Origin of the sequence: Microbacterium sp. CCH5-D1, assembly GCF_001557335.1 — a bacterium.
In the GTDB taxonomy this organism is placed as follows: Bacteria; Actinomycetota; Actinomycetes; order Actinomycetales; family Microbacteriaceae; genus Microbacterium; species Microbacterium oxydans.
The window spans coordinates 12,551-37,029 of record NZ_LSJW01000210.1; the positions used below are offsets into that span (position 1 = coordinate 12,551).

Below are 24,479 nucleotides of genomic sequence, written 5' to 3' on the forward strand. Positions count from 1 at the left end.
GTCGCTCGACCCCCGACACGTGCTCAGCCGCCGAGGTAGGCCCGGTGCAGCAACGCGGGGTCCTCCTGCAGCGCCTGCGCCGTGCCCTGGAACGAGACGCGCCCGCCGGCGACGACCACCGCTTCCTCGGCCAACCCGAGAGCGAGCTGGGTGAACTGCTCGACCAGCAGCACCCCGACCCCGGACTCGGCGATGGACTGCACGATCGGCATCAGCCTCAGGAAGACGACGGGGGCGAGGCCGAGCGACATCTCGTCGATCAGCAGGATGCGGGGTTTCGCGGCGAATGCCCTGGCCAGCACGACCATCTGCTGCTCCCCACCCGACAGCAGGGCGGTGGGGGCGTCGATGCGTTTCTCGAGTTCGGGGAACTGCGCCAGGACGGCGTCGAACTCCGAAGGGGTGCGCGCTGTGAGCGAGAGGTTCTCCCGCACGGTCAGCGACGGGAAGACGGCACGGCCCTGCTCGATGTGCACGATGCCGCGGCGCGCCCTCGTGACGCGGGAGAGCCGGTCGATGGGTTCGCCGTCCAGGGTGATCGTCCCCGCGGAGTGAGGGGTCACACCGGAGACGGATTCGATCAGACTCGTCTTCCCCGCACCGTTGGGGCCGACCAGGGCCAGCACCTCGCCGCCGGCGACCCGCAGCGAGACGTCGGAGATGACAGGTCCGGCTCCGCGACTCACCGTCACGGCGTCCAGCACGAGTTCGCTCATGTCAGCAGCTCCGTCTCTCCCATGTAGGCCTTCACCACGTCGGGGTTCGCGAGCACCTCGGCCTGCGGCCCGCTCGCCAGCACCCGACCGAAGTCGAGCACGGTCAGAGTGGGGCACACGGAGCGCACGAGGTCGAGGTCGTGCTCGATGATGATCAGCGCGACGCCGTAGCGCGCCGGCAGGTCTCGCAGACGTGCCGCGAGCGCCAGGTGCTCCTCGTGCGACAGGCCGGCAGCGGGTTCGTCGAGGATCAGCAGACGGGGTCGGGCGGCGACGTTCGCGGCGACCTCCACGAGCCTCCGGGTGCCGACGTCGACGCTCGACAGGCGCGCGCGGGAGGGAGGGCAGCCGAAGAACTCCAGCACCTCGTCGATGTCGGCCTTCGCGAGCCGGCGTCTGGCTACGAACCGCACGTAGCCGCCGACCGTGAGCGCGGGCGGGACCCGATCCTGCTGGAACGTGCGCCGCAGCCCCAATCTCGCGCGACGGGTGGGGGAGAGGCCGGCCAGGTCGCGGTCGCCGAGCAGCACACGTCCTCCGTGCTTCGGCAGGAAGCCGCTGATCGCGTCGACGAAGGTCGACTTCCCTGCGCCGTTGGGCCCGATCAGCCCCATGATCGATGCGGCCGGCACCTGGAACGACACATCGTCCAGTGCCTTGAGTGCGCCGAACTGCACGGTGAGACCCTCCACGGTGAGCACGGGCGCACCACGCAGGTCCGCATCGTCGACCGTGGCCGTTGTCGTCGTCGTGACGGCCGAGGCATCGGCTCCGGCATCGGCAGGCAGGGCGGTGAGCTGCGCGTTCGCGGTTCGCCGGTCCGCGCGGCGGTAGAGCAGGTTGCGGATGCCCTGGCCGAGGTTGGTCCCGCTGGTGAGAGCCTGCACGCCCAGCACGCCGAAGACGACGAAAGCCCAGTCCTGCGGCACACCCCAGCGCTTGAGCAGCTCGGGAACGAGCACCCAGAGCAGCCCGCCGAAGATCGCCATGTCGATCAGGTGGGCGCCGGACATGATCGCCAGCACGTAGAGCGCGAGGGACTGCAGCGGCGTGAAGCTCGACGCGAACGGCAGCTGCACCTGACCGGCCAGCAGCCCACCCGAGATGCCGCCGAGGGCCGCGGAGACGGCGAAGGCGGTCAGCTTGGCCGCCTGCACGCTCTGCCCCGAGGCGGCGGTTCCCCGTTCGGAGAATGCCACGGCCTTCCAGCTCGACCCCCAGCGGCCCCGCTGCAGGAAGAACACTCCGAGGGCGCAGACCGCGAGCACGACGATGGACAGGAAGAAGAACTCGCGGTCGTTCGAGAACATCTCCGGTCGTTCGATGGCCGTGCCGTCCGCCGAGCCGGGGAACTGGATCTGCACCAGCGTGACGTCGGCCGCTGCGGCGAAGCCGAGGGTCACGACCGCCAGGTTCACCCCCCGCAGCCGCAGGGCGGGAAGGCCGACCAGGATGCCGACGAGCCCCGCCGCGACACCGCCGAGGATCAGCCATAGGAGGAATCCTCCCGGCGCCTGCACAACGTTGAGCAGCGACACGATCCAGGCGCCGACGGCTGCGAACGTGAGCTGGCACAGGGCGATCATCCCTGCGGAGCCGGTCACGATGCCGAGGCCGAGGATGGCGATGGCGGCGGTGACCGCGCTGATGGCGAGGAAGACGAAGTACCCGGGCAGGGCCGAGCTGAGGATCGCACCGACCCCGATGCCGACGAGGGCGACGGCGAACGGCCAGGTGACCCGGAACCAGGGGCGGTCAACGAGCGGCATCCCACACCTCCTTGCGCTGCGTCCAGAGCAGCAGGACGACGATGAACAGGAACGGGAGGAAGTTGCGCACCAGCGCGACCTCGTCGATCTGGGCGACGAGTCCGCCGAGCACGCCGAGGATGAGTCCGCCGGCGACGGCGAGGTCGAGACGGCGGAAGCCGCCGAGGAGCGCGGCCGCGGCGGCGGGCACGATGAGCATCGACAGGCTCGTCGCGTCGTTGGACTGCGACGGCGCCACGATGATGATCGCGATCGCGCTGATCACACCCGTGACGAACCACACCGCGATGGAGAGCGGCCGCGAGCGGATGCCGAGCAGCTCGGCCGTCGTGGGGCGCTCGGAGAGGGCGCGCAGCTGCGTTCCGACTCTGGTGCGACGCAGGACGATGCGCACGGCGATGGCCGTCACGATCGCCATCGCGACGGTTGCGACCGTGACCTGGCTGACGACGACGCCGCCGATCGTGAAAGCGGGCCCGGCGATGATCGGCGCGAACGGCTGCGGTTTGTTGCCGAACAGGATGAACGACATCGAGATCAGCAGCAGCAGTGGGCCGACGGTCATCGCCGAGCGGGTCGTGGTCGACGCTTCGGACAGCCACGTCGCAGCGATGAAGCCGATCGCCGCGGCCAGCAGCCCTGCCACGAGCACCCCGAGCACGGAGCCGACCCAGATGGGCAGCCCCAGTTCGCGCACGAACCACACGGCTGTGAAGCCGCCGAACATGCCGGTCGCGGCCTGGGCGAAGTTCACGACCCGCACGAGCCGGGACATGAGCGTCAGGCAAACGCCGAGAACCGCGTAGAGACCGCCGGCGGCGAGCCCCGCGATGGCACCTTGCAGCATGGGCGTCCTTTCTGTTCCGAGGGGGAGGGGGAAGGTGCCTGCCGCCGGTAATGCGCCCGGCGGCAGGCGGTCTGGTGGACTACTCGCCGATGCGGAGCCAGTCGTCGGCGACCTGCTCCCAGGCGTGGGTGCCGGACTTGAGGATGATCGGCCAGCCCGCGGTGTTCTGCGTGCCGAACGCGTAGGGCGTGCCGACCATCGGGTTCTCGATCGGCTCCATGTTCTTCAGCGCCTCGGAGACGCTCTCACGGGTGATGTCGCCGTCGATGCCCTTGAGCACCTCGATGAAGTAGGTCGCCGCGAGGTAGCCGCCCTGACTGAACGACGTCAGCGGGATGTCGTTGTCCTCCATCAGGGTGCGCCAGTCGGCGTTGATCTCGCTGTCGTCCGTGAACGGGTAGAACTCGGCGGGAACGTAGATGCCGGCTCCCGCATCGTCCACGGCCTCGGCGAAGTTCTCGCTGTAGACGCTCGTCAGGTACAGCCAGGTGACGTCGTCCCAGCCCTGGGCGTTCGCGGCCTTGACCTGACCGATCGCGTCCGGCTCGACGGGGTTGATCGCGAGGGCCTTGCAGCCAGCCTCGCGCGCCTTGACGATGTACGGGGTGTAGTCGGATGCGCCGTACGGGACGGTGTCGTCGACGTACTTCGGCTCCTTGCCGGTGATCTCCGACCACTTGTCGATGGCGGCCTGGTAGGTCGGCCGGGTGGAGCCGGCGATCTCCAGCAGGATGCAGATGTCGTCGAGCCCGAGCACCTCGGATCCGTACTGCAGCGTGAGGGTCATGTCGTTGAACGGGCCGACGTTCGCCGGCGAGATGTTCTCGCTGTCGAAGCAGCCGGTGTCGACGCCGATTCCCGGCATCGACAGGATGCTCTCCTGCTCGTAGTACTTGGCGTTGATCTCGCACTCGATCAGGCTCGCGGAGCCGACCAGCGCGACGGCGCCGTCGCTGCCGACCAGTTCCCTGGCCGAGGCGGTCGCCGTGGCGGGGTCGCCCTTGTCATCGAGGGTCTTGTAGTCGATCTTGCGGCCGTCCAGTCCTCCGGCGTCGTTGAAGGCGTCGAAGACCGCGGCCGCCGCCTGGGAGGCCTCGGGGAAGGTGGCCGGCCCGCTGATGGTGTTGATGGACCCGACCACGATCGGGGCTCCGTCGCCCCCACCGGATCCGCCGTCTCCTCCGGCGCAGCCGGCCAGGGCGAGGGCTGCCACGGCGATGAGTGCCGCGGCGCCTGATGCGCGCTTGTTCATGTGGTTCCTGCCTCTCGTGTTCGGATCGTGCTGTGCGTGCCGTTCGTGTCGTGCAGTGATGGGGTGGCGTCGCTCAGTCGCGCAGTGCGCGGGACACGAGCTCGGTGTCGGTGAACTGCTCGAAGGCCACGACCTTGCCGTCCGCCAGGCGCCACACATGGGCCACCCGAGCGGCGAAGAAGCGGCCGGTGCGCCGATAGGTGCCGGAGTAGGTGCCGATGCCCACGACCGCATCGCCGGCGTCGAGGACCTCGTCGATGGCCACGGTGTAGTCGTCCCAGTCCTCCTGGATGCGCTGGAACACGTTGGCGGCCACCGCGTCGGGGCCGATGTAGGTTCCCGCGTAGGGGAAGCCGGCGGCCTCGGTCCACTGCACATCGGGTGCGAACGGCGCGAGCATCCCGTCGAGGTCGCCGCGGTCGCTCGCCGCGTAGTGTTCGCGGATGATGTCGGCATTGCCCATGGTGTCTCCTGTTCTCGCTGTCGATCAGACGGGCTGCGCGTCGGGATAGGCGACCGAGCCGAGCGGGTAGATGTGCCCGCCGGCCCTGGAGTGCTCGGAGTCGCCATCGCCGTTCAGCCCGAGGAAGATCCCGGTCGTCATCAGCTGGTAGCCGAGGTCGTGCAGCCACACGCTCGCGACGGCGATGCGGAACTCGCGGAAGCAGAACAGGTACAGGCCGTCGGCGAACTTCCAGACGGTCGACAGATCCATGTCGCCGTGACCGCGCTGCACGCCCTCGAGGCACTGCCACGCGTACCGCTGGCTCGACACGTACACGTGCTCGTACAGGTGGTACGGGCTGTAACGGTAGATGTTGCGCTTGCCGATCAGGTCGCGGCTGGGGCCGGGGACCTCGCCGGTGGCCGGTCCCGCATCCGTCGTGGCCGCCCAGAAGTCCTGTCCGACCTGCGGAGTGCCCTCGACGGCCTCGGCGGCGATGCGGGAGCGGATGACGGTCGCCCGATGCGTGGAGGAGGAGACCACGACCGTCAGTGCCTCGCGCTCCCGGCTCTCGAACGGGATGTTGATGAACACGACGTCCTCGCGCACACGGACGGCGTCATACGGGTCCGTGCCGCCGACCCCGAAGCCCTCCCAGGTGACGGTCTCCTCGTCGAAGCGCAGCGAGAGCGTGCCGCCGTCGTCGAGGGTCAGCGTCAAGGAGGTTCCGGCGAGCAGCGTGCTCGGCAGGCGGAAGGTGTCGATCCCGGCGGCGAACTCATCGTAGGTTCGCCATTCATCCAGTGCCGGGTCGGTCGTGATGTCGGTCATGCGGGTCCAGACGTCGCACACGGCAGGGCCTCTTCGCCCCGGGCACCGCGTCGTCGCGATGCGCTTGCCTCATGCTCGGTCCGACGCCCTCAGGGGCTCAAGGTCGCGAGGCCCATCGCGCGCCGAGAGTCAACCGGCGTGCCGTCCAGGGCAAGCGGTCATGACGGCGATTCCGCGCGCATCGATCACCGGTCCCGCACGGTGAGTCCTCGGGTCGCGCTCAGTGGGCGGCGCGGTACTCGCTGGGGGAGATGCCGAATGCCGACTTGAATGCGCGACTGAAGTGCGCCGCGTCGACGAAGCCCCAGCGGGCGGCGATCGCGGCCACGGGTCGGTCGGCGAGCATCGGGTCGAGCAGATCGCGGCGGCACTGTTCGAGACGGCGCGTGCGGATCCACGTCGACACGGTCACACCCTGCTCCTGGAACAGGCCGTGCAGGTGACGGGTCGAGATGAAGTGTGCCGAGGCGATCGATGCGGGGCCGAGGTCGGTCGACGCGAGGTTCCGGTCGATGTGGGAGCGGATGCGCTGCACGAGCGCGCGATGCGGATCCGCCGAGACGCCGTCGAGCCCGAGCTCGCGGGTGAAGACCGTGGAGACGAGGTCGAGGGCGCTGTGCGCGAGGCGTGCCCCGGTGGCACCGGCGAGCTGGTCGAGGTTCCCGGCGAGTTGGGTGAGGTACGGCACGACCATGCCGCCCAGACCCTCCTGCCCGGAGATGCGCACGGCGGTGAGCTGGCCGACCACGTCGGGGGGAAGGCTCAGGAGGTGCTTCGGGAACATGACGACCATCGTGCGGAACCCCTCGTCGAAGACGAGCGAGTACGGCCGATCGGTGTCGTACACCGCGAGATCCCCGGCCTGGAGCACGGCCTCCCGATCGTCCTGGATCAACAGGCCGGTGCCGGCGAGCATCAGGCTGAGCTTGAAGTAGGACCGGTCGCTCCTGGCGATCAGCTCCGGGGTGCGCTCGACGATGTGCGATGTGGCGCGCACTTCGGTCACGTGGACCTCGTCGACGGACGCACCACGGATGACGCCGCGGAAGTGGTCGGGCCCTGCCGTGGAGACCTGCAGCGGGACGAAGGACTCGGAGACGGCGGCTCTGAAATCACTGATGTTGCGCGCGACGAGAGTCGATACCGATTCGGCGGGGGCAGCGGGTGCACCGTTCATGACTGATCACCTCGGGTGGTGGAACGACGACGTTGTATACGATCCGTTCCGTGATGGTACCACCGGCCGCGCCGGATCTGCGCTCCTTCTATGATGTGGACCGGGAAGGACGAGGATGAACGCGCTGGCGAGCAGAGTCGTGCAGGTGCTGAGACAGGTGCGCGGCCCGGAGACGTCCGCCGCGGTCTTCGAGGCGACGGCACTCATCGTCGGTGCCGGCTTCTTCGTCGCGGGGTTCGCGATCGGCCTGCCGGTGTTCTGGGGTCACGACCTGGCGATCAGCGGCAGCGGGTCGATCGGCGTCTTCGCCGCATGCGGCGGAGCCATCACCGCGGTGATCGCGTTCACGCTCGGCCGGCTCGCGGTGCGACCGGAACGGCCCGACCCGCAGGCGGTCCGCGACGGCTTCAGCGTGCCGGGTGATCGGCTGCGCTGGTACGACCTCACCGCCATCGCGTTCGCCCACGCGGCGATCGCCTGCCTCGGCTGGCTCGGCATCGCCGAACTCCTCGAGCGGAGTTTCACGGACGCCCCGGTGTTCCCGCTCCCCGGAGCGATCCTGGTGGCCGTGGCCTTCGCCCTGACCGGATACGTCTGCTTCCTCAGCGCGGTCGCTCTCAACCCCATGGTGCTCTCGCTGGTGCTCGCCGTGTTCCTCGTGGTCGGAGCGTTCGCCAGCATGCTCGCCTCGAGCGATGTGCACTGGTGGCGTGACAACCTCTCCGCGCTCGGGATGAGCACCAACAGCGCGTCCGTCGCCTTCAACGTGACGCTGGTCATCGCCGGGATCATGGTCACGACCATCTCCCGGTACGCCACAGCCGGCCTGCCGGCCGAGACCCCTGAGGAGCGTCGCGGCCGGTTCATGGTGCGCGGCGGGCTCATCCTGATGGGGATCTTCCTCGCGTGCGTCGGGCTCTTCCCCGTCGACGAGTTCTTCCTCCTGCACAGCACGGTCGCGACGGGTATGACGGTCGTCTTCGGGATCATCGTCGTCGGGCTGCCGTGGTTCCTGCCGAGCATCCCGCGCGTGTTCGTGGCGTTCGGCTGGATCTACGTTCTGGTGATCATCCTGCTCGCCGCCTTCTTCGCGGTCGGCTACTACAACCTCACCGCGGTCGAGCTGATCGCCGCGGTGCTGATCTTCAGCTGGATCATCGTCTTCCTGCGCACGGCCGGGTCGGTCTCAGCGCCCACTCCCGATGCGCGGGCCGACCGGTCCCCGGTCGACGCCTAGTCCCGGATCGGCTCGACGCCTCGTCCCGGATCGGGTCGACTCCTAGTCCCAGATCGGGTCGTCGGGGTCGGGGGAATCCGTGCCGTCCGCGTCGGTCATGATGCGGGCTCCGTCGATCCATGCGGTCAGGGACGCGTCGTGCAGCATGTGCGGTCGCGGTGCGCCGAGGAGGTCGGGGTCCATCACGACGCTCAGCGGCTCATCGCTCGCGAACACGACGACGTTGCCGAGAGGCCCCTCGTCATCTTCCGGCTCGGCGTCCAGGACGACGGCGACATTCTGGAACACCGACCGCAGCGTCGCCGCCTGTCGCCGCGAATACTCGAACGGGTGCCCGTCGAGGAGGTTCACCGCCACGACGGCGCCTGCTGCGGAGCGGGCGGCGACCCGACGGTAGAACTCCTGGCTGGCCACACGGTGTCGGATGACCGCGGCGTCCCACAGGTCGACGACGGTGAAGCGTGCATCCACCCAATCGGTGTCGACGGCGCTGCCACCGGACGTGACGACGCCGAGCGCGGGAGAGGAGGATGGCGGCCCCGCGGGCTTTCCTCCATCCGGGAGCTCCGCGTCTGCGACCGCCCGCGCGTCGCCGAAGACGACTCGCAGATCGGCGCCGGGCGGGAGGGGCAGCGCGGCGATCACCGCGGTATACAGCGCGGGTTCGAACTCGACCACGAGCTGCGGGGATCCGGGGCGCGTGGCCTCGACATAGCGTGCCAGCGTGAGCGCTCCGGCTCCCAGGTGCACGGTGAACAGCGGTGCACCTGGCTCAGCCGCGGCATCGATCGCTCTCGCGATGTGCTGCGTGTACGCGTACTCGAGTGTGGTCGGGTCGGTCATCGAGACCACCGACTGCGCGATCCCGTCGACACTGAGCTCGTAGTGCCCTGGGCGCCTTCTCGACTCCATCAGCTTCGCCCTGCGGTTGTCGAGCATGAGCGAGAACACCCGGCGATTCCTTGGCACCCGTCGATTTTAGATCGGGCGGAGCCGAACGACGATCCGGCCACCCGCCGCGGTCCGACGGCGGCGGTCGTCCTGGCGTCACCGGGCGCGGCTACCCTGGAGGGAACATGGCACATCTTCTCGGGGCTGAAGCCCTCCACCTCGAATATCCGACAAGGGTCGTCTTCGACTCCGTGACCCTCGGCATCGAGGAGGGCGATCGCATCGGCATCGTCGGCCGCAACGGAGACGGAAAGTCGAGCCTCCTCGGCATGCTGGCCGGCATCAAGGAGCCGAACTCCGGACGCGTCACGGTGCGTGGCGGAACGCGCATCGGGGTGCTCGATCAGGCCGACAATCTTCCGGACGACCTCACGATCAGCGCGGCGGTCGTCGGCGACACCCCGGAGTACGAGTGGGCGGGCGACGCGCGGGTGCGCGATGTCATCGAGGGGCTGCTCACCGATCTGCCGTGGGACGCCGAGATCGGCTCTCTCAGCGGTGGACAGCGTCGCCGGGTATCGCTCGCCAGGCTCCTGACCGGTGACTGGGATGTCATCGCGCTGGACGAGCCGACCAACCACCTCGACGTCGAGGCGATCACGTGGCTCGCCCGGCACCTCAAGAGGCGCTGGTCGTCGAACTCGGGCGCCCTCATGGTCGTGACCCACGACCGGTGGTTCCTCGACGAGGTCTGCACCGAGACCTGGGAGGTGCACGACCGCATCGTCGAGCCCTTCGAGGGCGGCTACGCGGCCTACATCCTGCAGCGTGTCGAACGCGACCGCATGGCGGCCGCCACCGAGGCAAAGCGCCAGAACCTCGCCAAGAAGGAGCTCGCCTGGCTCCGTCGTGGCGCCCCGGCCCGCACCGCGAAGCCGAAGTTCCGCATCGATGCGGCCAACGAGCTCATCGCCGACGTTCCCGAGATCCGCGACAAGGTGTCGCTGCAGTCGCTCGCGGTCTCACGCCTCGGCAAGGACGTGGTCGATCTGCTCGACGTCGGGGTGACCTACCCGACGGCCGACGGCGGCGAGAAGGTCGTGCTGCGCGACATCGAATGGCGCATCGCACCGGGTGAGCGCACCGGCATCCTCGGCGTGAACGGCGCGGGGAAGTCGACCCTGCTCGGCCTCATCTCCGGCACCGTCGAACCCACCGTCGGTCGGGTCAAGCGCGGCACGACCGTGAAGGTGCAGACCCTCACGCAGCGGCTCGACGAGCTCACCCAGCACTGGAACGACCCGGTGCGCGTGATCATCTCCGGCCTGCGCACCTCCTACACGATGGGCGCGGGCTCGAAGGCGCAGGACCTCACGCCGGGGCAGCTCCTCGAGCGCCTCGGGTTCGACTCCGCTCAGCTCTCCACCCCGGTCAAGGACCTCTCCGGTGGACAGCAGCGCCGTCTGCAACTGCTCCTCGTGCTCCTCGACCAGCCGAACGTGCTGATCCTCGACGAGCCGACCAACGACCTCGACACCGACATGCTCGCCGCGATCGAGGATCTCCTCGACTCGTGGTCCGGCACCCTCCTCGTCGTCAGCCACGACCGGTACTTCCTGGAGCGCGTCACCGATCAGCAGTATGCGATCCTGGACGGCCATCTGCGCCACCTCCCCGGCGGGGTCGACGAGTACCTCCGCCTGCGCGAACTGCAGTCGTCCGCGGGCTCGAAGCAGACCGCGACGGCGGCAGCGACGGCAACCTCAGCGGCGGCGACGAAGGGCCTGGACGGAGCGGCGCTGCGCGCGGCGCAGAAGGAGATCTCCGCGCTCGAGCGCCGCATCCAGAAGCTCACCCAGCAGGTGAACGCCGCCAAGACCGCGCTGGCCGATCACGACCAGTCCGACTATGCGGGGCTGGGCGATCGCATGAAGAAGATCAGCGAGCAGCAGGCCGAGATCGAAGAGCTCGAGCTGCGCTGGTTCGAACTCACCGAGGAGATCGGCTGACGGAGGAATATCCTTCTCTCACCGCTGTTGGGAGGTAGGGATGGAAGGCCTCGAAGTAACAGTCCTGCTCGGACTCACGATTCTCGTCGGAACCCTGATCGCCCCGCGCGTGCGTCTCGCGCTGCCCCTCGTCCTCGTCATCTTCGGACTGCTGCTGGGCTTCGTGCCGCAGCTTCGCGAAGTGCAGCTGCCCCCGGAGACGGTGCTGCTGCTGTTCCTCCCGGTGATGCTCTTCTGGGAGAGCCTCACCACGTCCCTGCGGTCGATCCGCCGCGACTTCCGCTACATCCTGCCCATGAGCACGGTGCTGGTGGTCGCCTCGGCGTTCGCGGTCGCGGGCATCGGTGTGCTGTTCGGGATGCCCTGGGAGATCGCCCTCATCCTGGGCGCTGCGGTCGCCCCACCGGATGCCACCGCCGTCGCCGCCCTCGGGCGTCTGCTGCCGCGCCGCATGTTCATGAAGTTGAAGGCCGAGAGCCTGACCAATGACGGCACGGCCTTGGTGCTGTACGCGATCGCGGTGTCGCTCGCGCTCGGCGGCCAGATCACCCCGCTGTCGGTGACGCTCGACGTGCTGATCTCCTACGTGGGCGGAATCGCCGCCGGCGTGGTCATCGCGGCTCTCGGCTACCTCCTGCTGCGGCGCACCTCGTCGACGATCGTGATCAACGTCACGCTGCTGCTGATCCCGTTCACCGCATTCCTCGCCGCCGAGATGGTGCACGCCTCCGGAGTTCTGGCGGTCGTGGTGGCGGGGCTCATCGTCGCGTACGTCTCTCCGCGGGTGACCACCGCCTCGTCGCGACGCCAGGCGGATGCGGCGTGGCCGTTCGGTGTCTTCCTGCTCAACGGCGCGCTGTTCGTGCTGATCGGTCTCGAGGTGCAGTACGTCGCGCATGAGATCTCGGCCGCCGCGATCGGGCGCCTGGTGCTCATCACTCTCGCCGTCTGGGCGACGCTGCTGGTGGTGCGCTATGTGTTCCAGCTGCTGAACGTGGTGTTCCAGCGGCAGAGCGGTCCGCGTCCGGCGCCCGGCGCGAGAGCACGGGCCAGGGCCGTCTCCACCGTCGCCGGCATGCGAGGTGCCGTCTCCCTCGCCATCGCTCTCTCCGTCCCGACGAGCATCACCCAGGGCGGCGCGATCAACGGTCGCGACGAGATCGTGTTCGTGACGGCGGGTGTCATCCTGCTGAGTCTGCTCGTGCAGGGTCCGCTGCTGCCCGCCATCGTGCGATGGGCGCGGTTCCCCGTCGACCACGCCGAGGACGAGGAGTACGAGCTCGCAGAGCGGGCGATCTCCGGTGCCGCCCTCGCCGCCCTCGACGACCTGGCCGCCGAGCACGGTGTGGGCCAGGAGGTCCTGGATCGCGTGCGATCGGAGGGGTATCAGATGCTCGAGTTCGCCAACGCCCGGTCGCTGGCCCGCGAGCAGGCCCTCGTCGACGCTGAGGCCGACGTGCTGGACGAGATGCTCGGCGAGCCCGACCCGCTCAGCGCGGGAACCGCCGACGTCGGTGGCGACCCGGCGCCCGGAGGCGGCGTCTCGCAGGTCGTGGAGGGAGAGGCCACGGACGGCACCGTACTGCAGATCATCGCGACCTCCGCCGACGTCGATCTGGCACAGCGTTCGCCCTTGGTCCGACACGAGGAGCACACGCGCCTGAAGCTCGCCCTGCTCGACCGCAAGCGCGAGGTCCTGCTCGGACTGCGCGGCGCCGGCACCATCGACGACATCGTGGTGCGTCGCATCTCCGCCCGCCTCGACCTCGAGCAGGTGCGCCTGCAGGGGATCGAGGACTACGACTGAGCGTCCGGGCGTCCGAGAGCCGGACCCACCGATGAGAACGAGGAGTCCCATGCCCACGACGATGAAAGCCCTCATCCTCGATCGATTCGGTGACGAGACGGAACTGCATGAACACTCGGTTCCGGTCCCCACGGTCGGGGACAGCGACGTGCTCATCCGCATCCATGTCGCAGGGCTAGGGTCGTGGGACCGAGAGGAGCGCGAGGGTCACTATGAAGGCGCATTCGGCGTGCCGACGACCTTCCCCTACATCCTCGGGTGGGAAGGATCGGGGACCGTCGAGGCGGTCGGGGCCGAGGTGACGCGCTTCGCCCCGGGCGACCGGGTGTACGCCGCCTCGACCCCCGTCCCGAGAGGCGGGTTCTACGCCGAGTACGCCGTGGTCGACCAGGAACACGTCGCTCCGGTGCCCGCCCGTCTGACCGACGAGCAGGCAGGAGTGCTGGCCTGGGACGCGCTCACGGCCACGAGCGGACTCGACACCATCGATGCGAGTCCCGGTGATGCCGTGATGATCTTCGGCGCGAGCGGAGGGATCGGCCATCTCGCGGTGCAGCTCGCCAAGCATCGAGGGCTTCGTGTCCTCGCCGTGGCCTCGGGACAGGACGGAGTCGCGCTCGCGAGCAGACTCGGAGCCGACGCGGTCGTCGACGGTCGGAGTGACGACGTGCCGGCGGCCATCGCGCGCTTCGCACCGGACGGGCTCGACGGGGCGCTGGTCACGGCGGGAGGAACGGCGGCCGAGGAGGCACTGAGCGCAGTCGCACCCACCGGCCGCATCGCGTGGGCGCACGGCGTGAACCCGCCGCCGTCAGCGCAGCTCGTCGATCGGGTGTCCTTCTACGACGGCGATCGCAGCCGCGCCGCACTGCAGCGTCTCAACGAGGTCATCGAGTCGAGTCACATCTCACCGCATGTGTCCCGCGTCTTCGACGCCGATGAGATCGCGACGGCGCACCGGGCGCTCGGAGAGCACTACGTGGGCAAGCTGGCCCTGAGGGTGCCGCGGCCCTGACCACGCCTCGCTGTGACGCCGTGTGACACTCGATTCCGCGTGCGCCGCGCGGCCTGCCTAACGTATTCGAGTCCCCCAAGAGAGGAACTCCTTCACATGTCACGCCGCACCACTTCCATCCTGGCCGCGCTCGCCGCGGTCCCGCTCTTCGTCGCGCTCGCCGGGTGCGCCACGGGGTCGTCCGATGCCGGATCCGGCAGCGAGGGATCCTCCGAGAACGAGGTCGTCAAGATCGGCGTCGTCGGCAAGGGCGACGAGCAGTGGCCGGCCTTCGTCGACGCCGCAGCCGAAGAGGGGATCACGGTCGAGCTGGTCGACTTCGGCTCCTACGAGCAGCCGAACCCCGCGCTCACCGAGGGGGAGATCGACCTCAACCAGTTCCAGCACATCGTGTACCTCGCCGAGTACAACAACGCCTCGGGTTCCGACCTCACCCCGATCGGCTCGACCGCGATCTACCCGCTCGGTCTGTACTCGAAGAAGTACGACGACGTCGACAGCATCCCCGAGGGCGAGACCGTCGCCGTCCCCGATGATGCCTCCAACCAGGCGCGTGCGCTGAACGTGCTGCAGCAGGCCGGCCTCGTCGAGCTCAAGAGCGGCGGCACGCCGTACTCCGACCTCGCCGACATCGACACCGACAAGTCCAAGGTCGAGGTCAAGGCGCTCGAGGCCGCGCTCATCCCGACCTCGCTGCCCGACGTCGCCGCTGCGATCATCAACAACGACTTCGTGCAGGACGCCGGCCTCACGTTCGAAGACGCGATCGCCCAGGACGACCCCGAGGATCCCAGCGCGCTGCCGTACGTGAACATCTTCGCCGCCCGTGCGGAGGACGCCGACAACGAGACCTACCTCAAGCTCGTCGAGATCTTCCAGACGAACGAGGCCGTCCAGAAGGGTCTTCTCGAGTCGTCGGGCGGCACCGCCGTGGCGCTGCAGACGCCGGTGGATGACCTGGTCGCCTCGCTCGCGAAGGTCCAGAAGGACGCCGACGCGAAGAAGTAGGACGCGGGAGATCCACCCCGTCCGATGAGGGAGAATCGGGTGGCGCGAAAACGCGTCACCCGATTCTTCGTTCCCGAAGCAGACCGGAGCACCACATGCCGATCGTCACCCTGACGAACGTGTCCAAGACGTACCCGCCCCGCACCCGTGACGGCGCGGAGGTCGTGGCCGTCGACGACGTCTCCCTCTCGATCGAGAAGGGCGACGTCTTCGGGATCATCGGCTATTCCGGGGCGGGCAAGTCGACCCTCGTGCGCCTGATCAATGCACTGGAGCCGGCCACCAGCGGCACCATCACGGTGGACGGCGTGGACATCACCGCGCTGAAGGAGAGCGAGCTGCGCAAGGTCCGCGGCGGGATCGGCATGATCTTCCAGCAGTTCAACCTGTTCTCCTCGCGGAGCGTCAGGTCCAACATCGCGTATCCGCTCAAGCTCGCCGGCTGGTCGAAGGCCGATATCGAGACACGTGTGGCGGAACTGCTCTCGTTCGTCGGTCTCTCCGACAAGGCGAAGGCCTATCCCGAACAGCTCTCCGGCGGCCAGAAGCAGCGCGTAGGCATCGCCCGCGCCCTCGCCACCGGGCCCGCGATCCTCCTCGCCGACGAGGCCACCAGCGCCCTCGACCCGCAGACCACCCACGAGGTGCTCGATCTGCTGAAGCGCGTCAATCGCGAGCAGGGTGTCACGATCGTCGTCATCACGCACGAGATGGATGTGATCCAGACCATCGCGACCAAGGTGGCGGTGATGGAGAACGGTCGTGTGATCGAGCACGGCGATGTCTTCGACGTCTTCTCCGCGCCGCAGAACCCGGCGTCGCAGCGTTTCGTCGGAACGGTCGTCAAGGGCGTGCCGTCACCCGCAGAGCTGGCGGTGCTCCGCGAGCGCCATCAGGGCCGCCTGGTCACGTTCTCGTTCCGCGACGGCGACTCCTCGCAGGCGCAGGTCTTCCTCGATCTCGCCGGTGCCGGCCTCGACTTCGAGCTCGTCTTCGGCGGCATCAACGACATCCGCGGACGGGCCTTCGGGCACCTGACACTCGCGATCCGCGGTGACGCCGCGGCGATCGATCGCGCCCTCGCGAGCATCGCCCGACGTGTCGAAGTGACCGAGATCGCCGGAGAGGAGGCGCGCTGATGGAACGCCTGAACGAACTGTGGCCGGAATTCTGGGCGGCTGCCCTCGAGACGCTCTACATGACGTCCTTCGCGCTCGTGCTGGGTGGCGTGCTCGGTCTCGCTATCGGCATCATCCTGTACGTGACGCGGCCGGGCGGCCTCGCGCAGAACAAGCCGGTCTCGCTGTTCGCGAACCTCGTGGTGAACTTCTTCCGCCCCATCCCGTTCATCATCTTCCTCGTGGTCGCGCAGCCGCTGGCCCGTGCCGTGGTCGGTGTCGGCATCGGCACGACGGCGGGTGCCTTCATCATCGGTCTCGCCGCGGCCTTCGCGATCGGACGGATCGTCGAACAGCATCTGATCTCGGTCTCGCCCGGCGTGATCGAGGCGGCGCGTGCGATGGGTGCGGGGCCCTGGCGCATCCTGTTCACTGTGGCGATCCCGGAGTCGCTCGGACCGCTCATCCTGGGCTACACGTTCATCGTGGTCGCGCTCATCGACATGACGGCGATGGCAGGACTCGTCGGTGGCGGTGGCCTCGGCGCATTCGCCCAGATCTATGGTTTCCGGCAGTTCGAGCCGCTCGTGATGTGGGCGGCGATCGTCCTCATCGTCGTGTTCGTGCATCTCGTGCAGATGCTCGGAACCCGCCTGGCCCGCAAGGTCATGCGCCGCTGACGCGAGCCTACGGATTCTCACCACGAGGCGCGTGCTGCAGCGCCCGCCTCGTGGTGAAGACCCGCTCCGCGCCGCTCAGCGGATCGACGAAGCGCAGCTCGCGTGCGAGCAGCTGCAGCGGGCGGTCGAAGTCGTCCGGCACATCGTCGAGCAGCTCGGGGTAGAACCGGTCGTTGAGGATGCCCATGCCGAGGGCGGCGAGGTGCACGCGCAGCTGATGCATCTTCCCGCTGTGCGGGCGGAGCAGGGTGTGCACCACACGGTCATCGGCGCCGATCAGTTCGATCAGCGTCTCGGCGTTCGGCTCCCTGGTGTCGTCGACCTGCACCCGCACCTGGGCACGCGGCTTCTCGATGTGGTTGCGGTAGACGAGCGGGAACGAGGGGAGTTCGCCGTGCGCGGGCAGCGCGGACACCGCCTCGTAGACCTTCTGCACCTGCCGGTTCTCGAACATCAGCTGGTAGGCGCCGCGGGTGGCGGGTCGCGTCGAGAACATCAGCAGTCCGGCGGTCGCGCGGTCCAGACGGTGGATGGGCGCCAGGTCCGGGTTGTCGAGGAGGTTGCGCAGCCGCACCAGTGCCGAGTTCTGCAGGAACTTACCGCCGGGAGTCGTTGGCAGGAAGTGCGGCTTGTCCACGACGACGAGATGCTCGTCCTGGTGCAGGATCTCGATCTCGAACGGGATCCGCGTCTCGATGGCGGGCTCGCGGTAGTACCAGATGAACTCGACACTCCCGAGCGGGGCATCGCGCGGGACCGCAGAGCCGTTGGCGCGAACGATGTCGCCGCGATCGAACCGCTCGAGCAGCCGCTCGGGATCGAGGTGGAAGAACCTCTCGATCATGTAGGCAGCGACCGTGGGCCACGAGCCGGTGAGGGGCACGTGCAGCCGTGTGGCTCCCACGCCGTCGCGCACGGGCAGGGGAGAGGGCATGCCCATCAGTTGCGGCCGGTCACGAGTCGAAGCTCAGGCTCAGCTTGCGCAGCAGCCCCGCGAGGCGGTCGCGGTCGGAGCGGGAGAGCGCCTGCAGCAGATCGGCCTCCACATCCACCAGACGCGTGATGGCGGCGTCCACGCGGATGCGCCCGTCATCGGTGAGCGTCACCAGCACGCTGCGACCGTCGCCTGGGTCGGCCTCGCGCCGCACGAACCGACGCCCGACCAGGCGATCGATCCGGTTGGTCATGGTGCCGCTCGAGACCAGGGTCTGCTGGAGCAGTTGCTTGGGGGAGAGTTGGAACGGCGCCCCCGCTCTCCGCAGCGCGGAGAGCACGTCCCACTCCCAGTGCTCCAGATCGCTCCGTCGGAACACATCGCGGCGGGCGCGATCGAGGTGCCGCGACAACCGGTCCATCCGCGACAGGACCTCGAGCGGGGAGAAGTCGAGGTCGGGACGCTGGGTGTTCCACGCGCCGACGATCCGGTCGACCTCATCCACCTCGCTCATCCGCCCATTATCGCGCGCGCGGCGACGAGATCAGGACGCGGTCGGGAGCGTGACCGTCATGAACGTGCTGTACGGATCGAGCGCGTAGCCGCCGAACGGGCCGCACTCGCGGAATCCCGCCGCGGCGTACAGCGCACGTGCCGGGATGAAGAAGTCCGCGCTCCCGGTCTCGAGCGAGAGGCGGCTGATGCCCCTGGACTCGGCGTCCGCCAGGAGGAACGCGAGCATGGCGCGGCCGAGGCCCTGTCCGCGCAGGGCGGGGTCCGTGCGCATCGACTTGATCTCCTCGTGTCCCTCCTCGACCGTCGCCAGGGCACCGGTGGCCACGGGGGCATCGTCGAGGTGCGCGGCGAAGAGCCGCACTCCCGGAGCCAGCAACCGCTCGAACACCAGGGCGTGGCGGCTCTCCGCAGGAGCGGTGTGCTCCAACTCCGCATGGTGGGCGACCAGGAACTCGGCCAGGGCGGGGCTCGCGGCCTGCACCCGTTCGATCACGATGCTCATGTCGTCAGCATTGCAGATCGGTATTTCACGCGGATGACGGGCCGCGGTGTCAGCGGAACCGGGGCCGGAGCATGGCAGACTTGTCCCCGCGGTGCCTTCATGGGCGGCGCGGTCCGCCGTGGTGTAATGGCAGCACGACAGCCTTTGGAGCTGTGAGGTCTAGGTTCGAGTCCTGGCGGCGGAGCATGACTGGGAACAATCTCGCGATCATCGTCCTCGCCGCAGGGCAGGGCACTCGCATGAAGTCGCGTCTGCCGAAGGTGCTGCACCCGATCAGCGGACGTCCACTCGTCGGGCACGTGCTCACCACAGCGCAGCGGTTGCAGGCGACGCACGTCGAGGTCGTCGTGCGGCATGAGCGGGACCAGGTGGTGGCCGCCCTCGCCGCCGACTATCCCGACGCGGTCTTCGTCGACCAGGACGACATCCCCGGAACGGGTCGTGCGGTGCAGGTGGCCGTCGATGCGCTGCCCGCCGACTTCGAGGGCGACGTGCTCGTACTCTCCGGCGACTGCCCCCTCGCCGATGCCGACACCCTCTCGGCCTTCCTCGCTGAGCACCGGGCGTCCGGGGCGCCTGCCACACTCATGACCGCGCTGGTGGAGGATCCCACCGGCTACGGTCGCGTGGTGCGCGATGCCGATGGCGGGGTCGACCGCATCGTGGAGCAGAAGGATGCGAGCCCGGAAGAGGCGGCCGTCCGTGAGATCAACGCCGGCATGTACGTGTTCCGCGCCGCGACGCTGCGTACCTACCTGCCGCAGCTGAGCCTCGACAACGCTCAGCGCGAGATGTACCTGACCGACGTGCCTGGACTGCTCCGCCGCGATGGCGACCGCGTCGCGGCGTCGGTCGTGTCGGACGTCACGGTCACCTACGGCGTGAACGACCGCACGCAGCTCGCGCTCGTCGGGCGCCTGCTCAACCAGCGGATCGTGCGCCGGTGGCAGCTCGAGGGCGTCACCGTGATCGACCCCGCCACCACGTGGATCGACGACGACGCGACACTCTCGCCCGACGTCACGATCCTCCCGAACACGCAGATCCTGCGGGCAACCGCCATCGCCTCCGGAGCCGTCATCGGCCCCGATACGACGCTCGTGGACTGCGAGGTCGGTGAGGATGCGGTCGTCCGCCGCACGGATGCGACGCTGGCCGTCATCGGCGCCGAGGCGACGGTCGGTCCGTTCTCCTTCCTCCGCCCCGGCACTGTGCTGGGCGCCAAGGGCAAGATCGGCGCGTACGTCGAGACCAAGAACGCCGAGATCGGCGAGGGCAGCAAGGTGCCGCACCTGTCGTACGTGGGCGATGCGACGATCGGTCGCGGAGTGAACCTCGGTGCGAGCACGATCACCGCCAACTACGACGACGTGAACAAGCACCGCACCGAGATCGGCGACGAGGTGCACACCGGGTCGCACACGGTGCTCGTCGCGCCCGTTAGGCTGGGAGCCGGTGCGAAGACCGGTGCAGGCGCCGTCGTCCGCAAGGACGTCCCCGCCGGCGCTCTGGCCATGAGCGTCGCCCCCCAGCGCAACATCGAGGGCTGGGTCGAGAAGAACAGAGCAGGGACGGGCGCGGCGGATGCTGCGTCCCGGGAGAATTCGGCGGAATAGGCGGACATGGCGCGCAAGAAGAAGACGGTCGATCTGGATCGCGACAACGGCGTGGCCCCCGGGATCATCGCCAAGACCAAGAAGCGGCTCGTCGTCGCCGGCGGTCGTTCGCACCCTGCCCTCACGGCGGCGGTCGCCGAGGCGCTGGGCACCGAGATCGCCCCGGTCGAGCACCGCACGTTCGCGTCGGGTGAGATCTACGCGCGCTTCGAGGTCTCCATCCGTGGAGTGGATCTCTTCCTGATCCAGACGTTCGGCGAGCCGGTCAACGAGTGGCTCATGGAGACTCTCATCATGATCGACGCGGCCAAGCGCGCGTCGGCGAAGCGCATCACCGTCGTCGCGCCGTACTATCCGTATTCGCGTCAGGACAAGAAGGGTCGCGGTCGCGAGCCGATCAGCGCCCGTCTCGTGGCCGACCTGCTGAAGACCGCCGGCGCCGACCGCGTCATGAGCGTCGACCTGCACGCAGCCCAGATCCAGGGCTTCTTCGACGGTCCCGTCGACCACCTGTTCGCCAAGCCCGTGCTGCTCGACTACTTCGAGCGCACCCTCTCGCCGGAGGACCGCGAGATCCTCACGGTGGTATCGCCCGACATGGGCCGCGTGCGCGTGGCCGACACGTGGTCGGACAGCCTCGGCGCTCCGCTCGCGATCATCCACAAGCGTCGCGACCCGAAGGTCGCCAACCAGGTCTCCGTGCACGAGATCGTCGGTGCCGTCGAGGGTCGCACCTGCCTCCTCGTCGACGACATGATCGACACCGGTGGCACGATCGTCAAGGCTGCGCAGGCTCTCAAGGCGAACGGGGCGCACCGCGTGATCGTCGCCGCGACCCACGCGATCTTCAGCGACCCGGCGTCGGATCGACTGCAGGACTCGTCCATCGACGAGGTCGTCATCACCGACACGATCCCGCTCACCGAGTCGCGCCAGTGGGACAAGCTCACCATCCTCCCGATCGCCCCGCTCCTGGCCCGCGCGATCCATGAGGTGTTCGAGGACGGCTCCGTCACCAGCATGTTCGGCGGAGACGCGTAACACGTTACGTCAGCCCGTTCATAGGCGCGATGCCTAGCGTGAGGGGTCGACGACCACGTCGACCGACACCGAGCCGGGAGGACCACCATGATCCGCACGACCGTACCGACCTCTGTCCGCAAGGGATCCGCACTCCTCGGGATCGCAGGTCTCTTCGTCCTCGCCGGATGCTCCGGCGCTGCCGATGCCGAGGGCTCTTCCGGAGCCGACAGCACTCCCGATACGGGTGCCTCCGCATCGTCTTCGGGAGGTGACGCCACGGCGACCTACACCGACGGCACCTACACGGCCGAGGGCTCGTACCAGACCCCCGAGACGGTGGAGAAGATCTCCGTCACGCTGACGCTCGCCGACGGCGTCGTCACCGATGTCGAGGTCACGGGTGATCCGCAGGCGCCCGAGAGCAAGCGCTACCAGGGCGAGTTCATCGACGGCATCGCCGCCGAGGTCGACGGCAAGCCGATCGACGAGCTGAACGTCACCCGTGTCGCGGGCTCGTCGCTCACCAGCGGCGGATTCAACGACGCCGTCGAGTCGATCAAGGAGCAGGCTGCCGCGTAGGCGCCTGAAAGCCGCATGGCCACCTGGAGCTTCGAGGCCATCGGAACGCACTGGGAGATCGAGACGACCGACCCGCTCCCGGCTGCCGCGAAGGCGGCGGTGACGGCGGAGATCGAGCGCTTCGACCGCGAATGGTCCCGGTTCCGTGCAGACTCCGAGGTCGTGCGCCTCGGGAGACTCGGTGGCGTTCTCGCCTCCGCCGACGCCGCCCCCATGCTCGACGCGTATCGCGAGCTCTCCGCGGCGACCGCCGGTGCGGTGAACCCCCTCGTCGCCGCGAGCCTGGATGCGCTCGGCTATGACGCGGCCTACACGCTGATCGCCGGGCAGCCGCTCCCGGCGCCGGAAGAGTGGGATCGGCATCTCTCATGGGATGGTGGCGAGGTCAGGGCTTCGGCTCCGGCTCTGCTCGACGTCGGCGCCCTCGGGAAGGGTCGCCTCGTCGATCTCGTGTCCACGGTGCTGGAGCGTGTGCCCGGCGATCTCGTGATCGATGCCGGTGGCGACATCCGGGTGCGCGGGGCCGGTGTGCGCATCGCCCTCGAGCACCCCTATGACGCGACGAAGGCGATCGGCGTCATCGAGGTGAAGGACCAGGCCCTGTGCGCCTCGGCCATCAACCGTCGGGCGTGGGGGAGCGGGCTCCACCACGTCCTGGATGCGCGCACCGGCACCCCGGTGCGCACCTGGGCGGCGACCTGGGCCGTGGCGCCCCACGCTATGAGGGCCGACGCTGTGGCGACCGCCCTTTTCTTCGACGGCGGCCCTGAGATCGCTGCGGCCTGGGGAACCGAGTGGGTGCGGATGAGCACCGACGGACGGGTGCAGCGTTCCCCCGGATTTCCGGCCGAACTGTTCCTCACCGTCCAGAACCAGGGAAGAGTGGAATCGTGATCACCTCATTCACCGCTGCGCGTCAGCGGGTCCTCGCCGTGCTGGGCTCGCTGTCGATGTACCGTCTGGTCCTGTTCGCGCTGATCGCCCTCGCCGTCATCGCCTTCGTGCTCTCGCTGTTCGGCGTCATCGTCTCGCCGACCCCGCTCGAGCTCGTGGCGTCCTTCCTCGTGCTCGCGCTCGTCATCTCGGTCGTCGACGCTGTCGCGCAGCGCATCCTGCGGCTGCCCTGGCGCATCGAATCCTCGGTCGTGACCGCCCTCATCCTGTTGTTCGTGCTCCGCCCCGGCGTGGAGCCGAGCGCACTCGTCGGCCTCGCGATCGCCGGTGCCGTCGCGAGCGTGTCGAAGTATCTGATCGCCTGGCGGGGCCGGCACATCTTCAACCCGGCCGCGTTCGGCGCCGCCGTCGTCTCGATCCTCGGGGCGTTCGGGGCCTTCGAGTGGTTGGGCACCTCGTCGGCGTGGTGGGTGGGCACGCCCGTGCTCACGATCCCGGTCGCGGTGCTCGGTCTCCTGGTGCTGTGGCGCACCGAGAAGATCCGCGTCGTGCTGGTGTTCCTGATCGTCGCGGTCGCCACCTCCGTGGTGCGGCAGGCAGTCCAGGCCGTGGAGTTCGATGTCGCCTTCGACGTCGTGACAGCCCTGCAGTTCGCCGTGCTGCAGTCGCCGTTCCTCTTCCTCGGGGCCTTCATGCTCTCGGAGCCGCTCACTCTTCCGCCGCGGCGTCGGCAGCAGCTCGTGGTGGCCGTCGTCGTCGGTCTGCTCGCGGGGTGGCCCCTCTCCGTGGCCGGCCTGTTCACCCTCGGACAGGAGCGCGCGCTGCTCATCGGCAACCTGGTCGCGTTCGCCTTCGCACTGCGCGGGTCGGTGCGGCTCGTGCTCGAACGACGTGAGTTCGTCACCCCGACCGCGCAGGAGCTGACCTTCCGCGCCAAGGGCCGTGTGCGTTTCCTCCCTGGTCAGTATCTCGAGCTCGACGTGCCGCACCACCGCCCCGACGCGCGCGGCACCCGCCGGGAGTTCAGCATCGTGTCGGCGCCGGCCGACCTGCCCACGCTGCGCATCGCCTACAAGAACGGCGACCAGAAGCACCCCTCCAGCTACAAGCGGGCTCTCGCGGCCGCCGAGCCGGGGGCGACCTTCGCCGTGACCGGGACCTGGGGCGACTTCATCCTCCCTCGCGGTGACCAGCCCGTGCTCATGGTCGCGGCAGGTATCGGCGTGACGCCGTTCGTGTCGCAGCTGCGGCAGCTGCAGGCGACCGGGCAACAGCGCGACGTGGTGCTCGTGTACGTGGCATCCGAGGCCTCGGAGCTCGCCTTCCGCGAAGAGCTCGCGGCGACGGGCGTGCGCACCGTCGTGTTCACCCGCGACGAGCCGGCCGCCCTGCCCTCGCACTGGTCCTGGGCTCAGGGGGCGCGTCTGGACGCCGATACCCTCGAGCGTGCCGTTCCCGACCTGCCCGCGCGCCACGCGTTCATCTCGGGACCACCCCGCCTGATCGCCGATCTCGCGCCCGCACTGCAGAAGGCCCGCAGCCTCACCACGGACGCCTTCGCCGGCTACTGATCCCGCCGGCGCAGGAAGTCCTCTCTCGCGCGGCTCAGCATC

General features: G+C 68.8%; 23 protein-coding genes and 1 tRNA gene. 13 read left to right on the forward strand and 11 right to left on the reverse strand.

Going from position 1 to position 24,479, the window contains the following annotated elements; translation table 11 throughout:
• Positions 1 to 23: 23 nt before the first annotated feature.
• The 7 genes from AX744_RS12495 to AX744_RS12525 all read right to left on the reverse strand — a co-directional run bounded on the left by AX744_RS12495 (position 24) and on the right by AX744_RS12525 (position 7,037).
• Positions 24 to 716, reverse strand: a complete 693-nt coding sequence (locus tag AX744_RS12495; protein WP_061017206.1) for an ABC transporter ATP-binding protein — start codon at positions 714 to 716, stop codon at positions 24 to 26.
• A complete protein-coding gene (locus AX744_RS12500) occupies positions 713 to 2,485 on the reverse strand; it encodes a branched-chain amino acid ABC transporter ATP-binding protein/permease (protein WP_061017208.1) in 1,773 nt (590 codons plus the stop codon). The genes AX744_RS12495 and AX744_RS12500 overlap by 4 nt, the downstream gene beginning before the upstream one ends.
• Positions 2,472 to 3,332 (reverse strand): branched-chain amino acid ABC transporter permease, encoded by an 861-nt coding sequence (locus AX744_RS12505; RefSeq protein WP_046748893.1) that lies wholly within the window; start codon positions 3,330 to 3,332, stop codon positions 2,472 to 2,474. Before AX744_RS12505 ends, AX744_RS12500 begins: the two co-directional genes overlap by 14 nt.
• 79 nt (positions 3,333 to 3,411) lie before the next feature.
• Entirely contained in the window at positions 3,412 to 4,584 is a 1,173-nt protein-coding gene (locus AX744_RS12510) for an ABC transporter substrate-binding protein (RefSeq protein ID WP_046748894.1), read from the reverse strand.
• 73 nt (positions 4,585 to 4,657) lie between these two features.
• The gene (locus AX744_RS12515; RefSeq protein WP_058632455.1) at positions 4,658 to 5,047 is read right to left on the reverse strand and encodes a nuclear transport factor 2 family protein; all 390 of its coding nucleotides are present in this window, start codon (positions 5,045 to 5,047) and stop codon (positions 4,658 to 4,660) included.
• A gap of 24 nt (positions 5,048 to 5,071) precedes the next feature.
• Positions 5,072 to 5,860, reverse strand: coding sequence for a MoaF C-terminal domain-containing protein (locus AX744_RS12520; protein WP_061017210.1), 789 nt, complete (start codon positions 5,858 to 5,860; stop codon positions 5,072 to 5,074).
• Positions 5,861 to 6,080: 220 nt separating this feature from the next.
• The gene (locus AX744_RS12525) at positions 6,081 to 7,037 is read right to left on the reverse strand and encodes a helix-turn-helix domain-containing protein (protein ID WP_046748897.1); all 957 of its coding nucleotides are present in this window, start codon (positions 7,035 to 7,037) and stop codon (positions 6,081 to 6,083) included.
• Positions 7,038 to 7,152: 115 nt separating this feature from the next.
• On the opposite strand from AX744_RS12525, the gene AX744_RS12530 reads away from it, so the two are divergent.
• Complete coding sequence (locus tag AX744_RS12530; protein WP_061017212.1) at positions 7,153 to 8,274, forward strand: DUF998 domain-containing protein; 1,122 nt, start codon at positions 7,153 to 7,155, stop codon at positions 8,272 to 8,274.
• Positions 8,275 to 8,316: 42 nt separating this feature from the next.
• Here the strand turns inward: AX744_RS12530 and AX744_RS12535 are convergent, their stop codons facing one another.
• Positions 8,317 to 9,243 carry a spermidine synthase gene (locus AX744_RS12535; protein WP_157543604.1) on the reverse strand — a complete coding sequence of 309 codons (927 nt, stop codon included), beginning with the start codon at positions 9,241 to 9,243 and terminating at the stop codon, positions 8,317 to 8,319.
• Positions 9,244 to 9,350: 107 nt separating this feature from the next.
• Here AX744_RS12535 and AX744_RS12540 point away from each other — a divergent pair, with 107 nt between their 5' ends.
• From AX744_RS12540 to AX744_RS12565, 6 genes are all read left to right on the forward strand, one after another.
• Positions 9,351 to 11,174 carry an ABC-F family ATP-binding cassette domain-containing protein gene (locus AX744_RS12540; RefSeq protein WP_061017216.1) on the forward strand — a complete coding sequence of 608 codons (1,824 nt, stop codon included), beginning with the start codon at positions 9,351 to 9,353 and terminating at the stop codon, positions 11,172 to 11,174.
• A gap of 40 nt (positions 11,175 to 11,214) precedes the next feature.
• Positions 11,215 to 12,981 carry a Na+/H+ antiporter gene (locus AX744_RS12545; protein ID WP_061017218.1) on the forward strand — a complete coding sequence of 589 codons (1,767 nt, stop codon included), beginning with the start codon at positions 11,215 to 11,217 and terminating at the stop codon, positions 12,979 to 12,981.
• Positions 12,982 to 13,030: 49 nt separating this feature from the next.
• A complete protein-coding gene (locus AX744_RS12550; RefSeq protein ID WP_082738519.1) occupies positions 13,031 to 13,996 on the forward strand; it encodes a quinone oxidoreductase family protein in 966 nt (321 codons plus the stop codon).
• A gap of 96 nt (positions 13,997 to 14,092) precedes the next feature.
• Positions 14,093 to 15,004 (forward strand): MetQ/NlpA family ABC transporter substrate-binding protein, encoded by a 912-nt coding sequence (locus AX744_RS12555; RefSeq protein ID WP_046748902.1) that lies wholly within the window; start codon positions 14,093 to 14,095, stop codon positions 15,002 to 15,004.
• Between the two features lie 95 nt (positions 15,005 to 15,099).
• Positions 15,100 to 16,143, forward strand: a complete 1,044-nt coding sequence (locus tag AX744_RS12560; RefSeq protein ID WP_061017220.1) for a methionine ABC transporter ATP-binding protein — start codon at positions 15,100 to 15,102, stop codon at positions 16,141 to 16,143.
• Entirely contained in the window at positions 16,143 to 16,802 is a 660-nt protein-coding gene (locus AX744_RS12565; RefSeq protein WP_046748904.1) for a methionine ABC transporter permease, read from the forward strand. The genes AX744_RS12560 and AX744_RS12565 overlap by 1 nt, the downstream gene beginning before the upstream one ends.
• Before the next feature lie 7 nt (positions 16,803 to 16,809).
• Here AX744_RS12565 and AX744_RS12570 read toward each other — a convergent pair whose 3' ends face one another.
• From AX744_RS12570 to AX744_RS12580, 3 genes are read right to left on the reverse strand one after another with little or no spacing between them, the layout of a single operon-like run.
• Positions 16,810 to 17,736: a pseudouridine synthase gene (locus tag AX744_RS12570; RefSeq protein WP_197429228.1), complete on the reverse strand. Its 927-nt coding sequence runs from the start codon at positions 17,734 to 17,736 to the stop codon at positions 16,810 to 16,812.
• Positions 17,737 to 17,755: 19 nt separating this feature from the next.
• Positions 17,756 to 18,250 carry a MarR family winged helix-turn-helix transcriptional regulator gene (locus AX744_RS12575; protein ID WP_029260528.1) on the reverse strand — a complete coding sequence of 165 codons (495 nt, stop codon included), beginning with the start codon at positions 18,248 to 18,250 and terminating at the stop codon, positions 17,756 to 17,758.
• A 30-nt stretch (positions 18,251 to 18,280) separates the two neighbouring features.
• Positions 18,281 to 18,754 carry a GNAT family N-acetyltransferase gene (locus tag AX744_RS12580; protein ID WP_058632447.1) on the reverse strand — a complete coding sequence of 158 codons (474 nt, stop codon included), beginning with the start codon at positions 18,752 to 18,754 and terminating at the stop codon, positions 18,281 to 18,283.
• Between the two features lie 112 nt (positions 18,755 to 18,866).
• Here AX744_RS12580 and AX744_RS12585 point away from each other — a divergent pair.
• From AX744_RS12585 to AX744_RS12610, 6 genes are all read left to right on the forward strand, one after another.
• Positions 18,867 to 18,938: transfer RNA gene (locus AX744_RS12585), tRNA-Gln, on the forward strand.
• Between the two features lies 1 nt (position 18,939).
• Complete coding sequence (gene glmU / locus AX744_RS12590) at positions 18,940 to 20,370, forward strand: bifunctional UDP-N-acetylglucosamine diphosphorylase/glucosamine-1-phosphate N-acetyltransferase GlmU (protein ID WP_046748907.1); 1,431 nt, start codon at positions 18,940 to 18,942, stop codon at positions 20,368 to 20,370.
• A 6-nt stretch (positions 20,371 to 20,376) separates the two neighbouring features.
• Entirely contained in the window at positions 20,377 to 21,411 is a 1,035-nt protein-coding gene (locus AX744_RS12595; RefSeq protein WP_046748908.1) for a ribose-phosphate diphosphokinase, read from the forward strand.
• A gap of 87 nt (positions 21,412 to 21,498) precedes the next feature.
• Positions 21,499 to 21,972 carry an FMN-binding protein gene (locus AX744_RS12600; RefSeq protein ID WP_046748909.1) on the forward strand — a complete coding sequence of 158 codons (474 nt, stop codon included), beginning with the start codon at positions 21,499 to 21,501 and terminating at the stop codon, positions 21,970 to 21,972.
• A 15-nt stretch (positions 21,973 to 21,987) separates the two neighbouring features.
• A complete protein-coding gene (locus tag AX744_RS12605; protein ID WP_061017224.1) occupies positions 21,988 to 22,866 on the forward strand; it encodes an FAD:protein FMN transferase in 879 nt (292 codons plus the stop codon).
• Positions 22,863 to 24,437, forward strand: a complete 1,575-nt coding sequence (locus AX744_RS12610; RefSeq protein ID WP_061017227.1) for a flavodoxin reductase — start codon at positions 22,863 to 22,865, stop codon at positions 24,435 to 24,437. The genes AX744_RS12605 and AX744_RS12610 overlap by 4 nt, the downstream gene beginning before the upstream one ends.
• Positions 24,438 to 24,479: the final 42 nt, after the last annotated feature.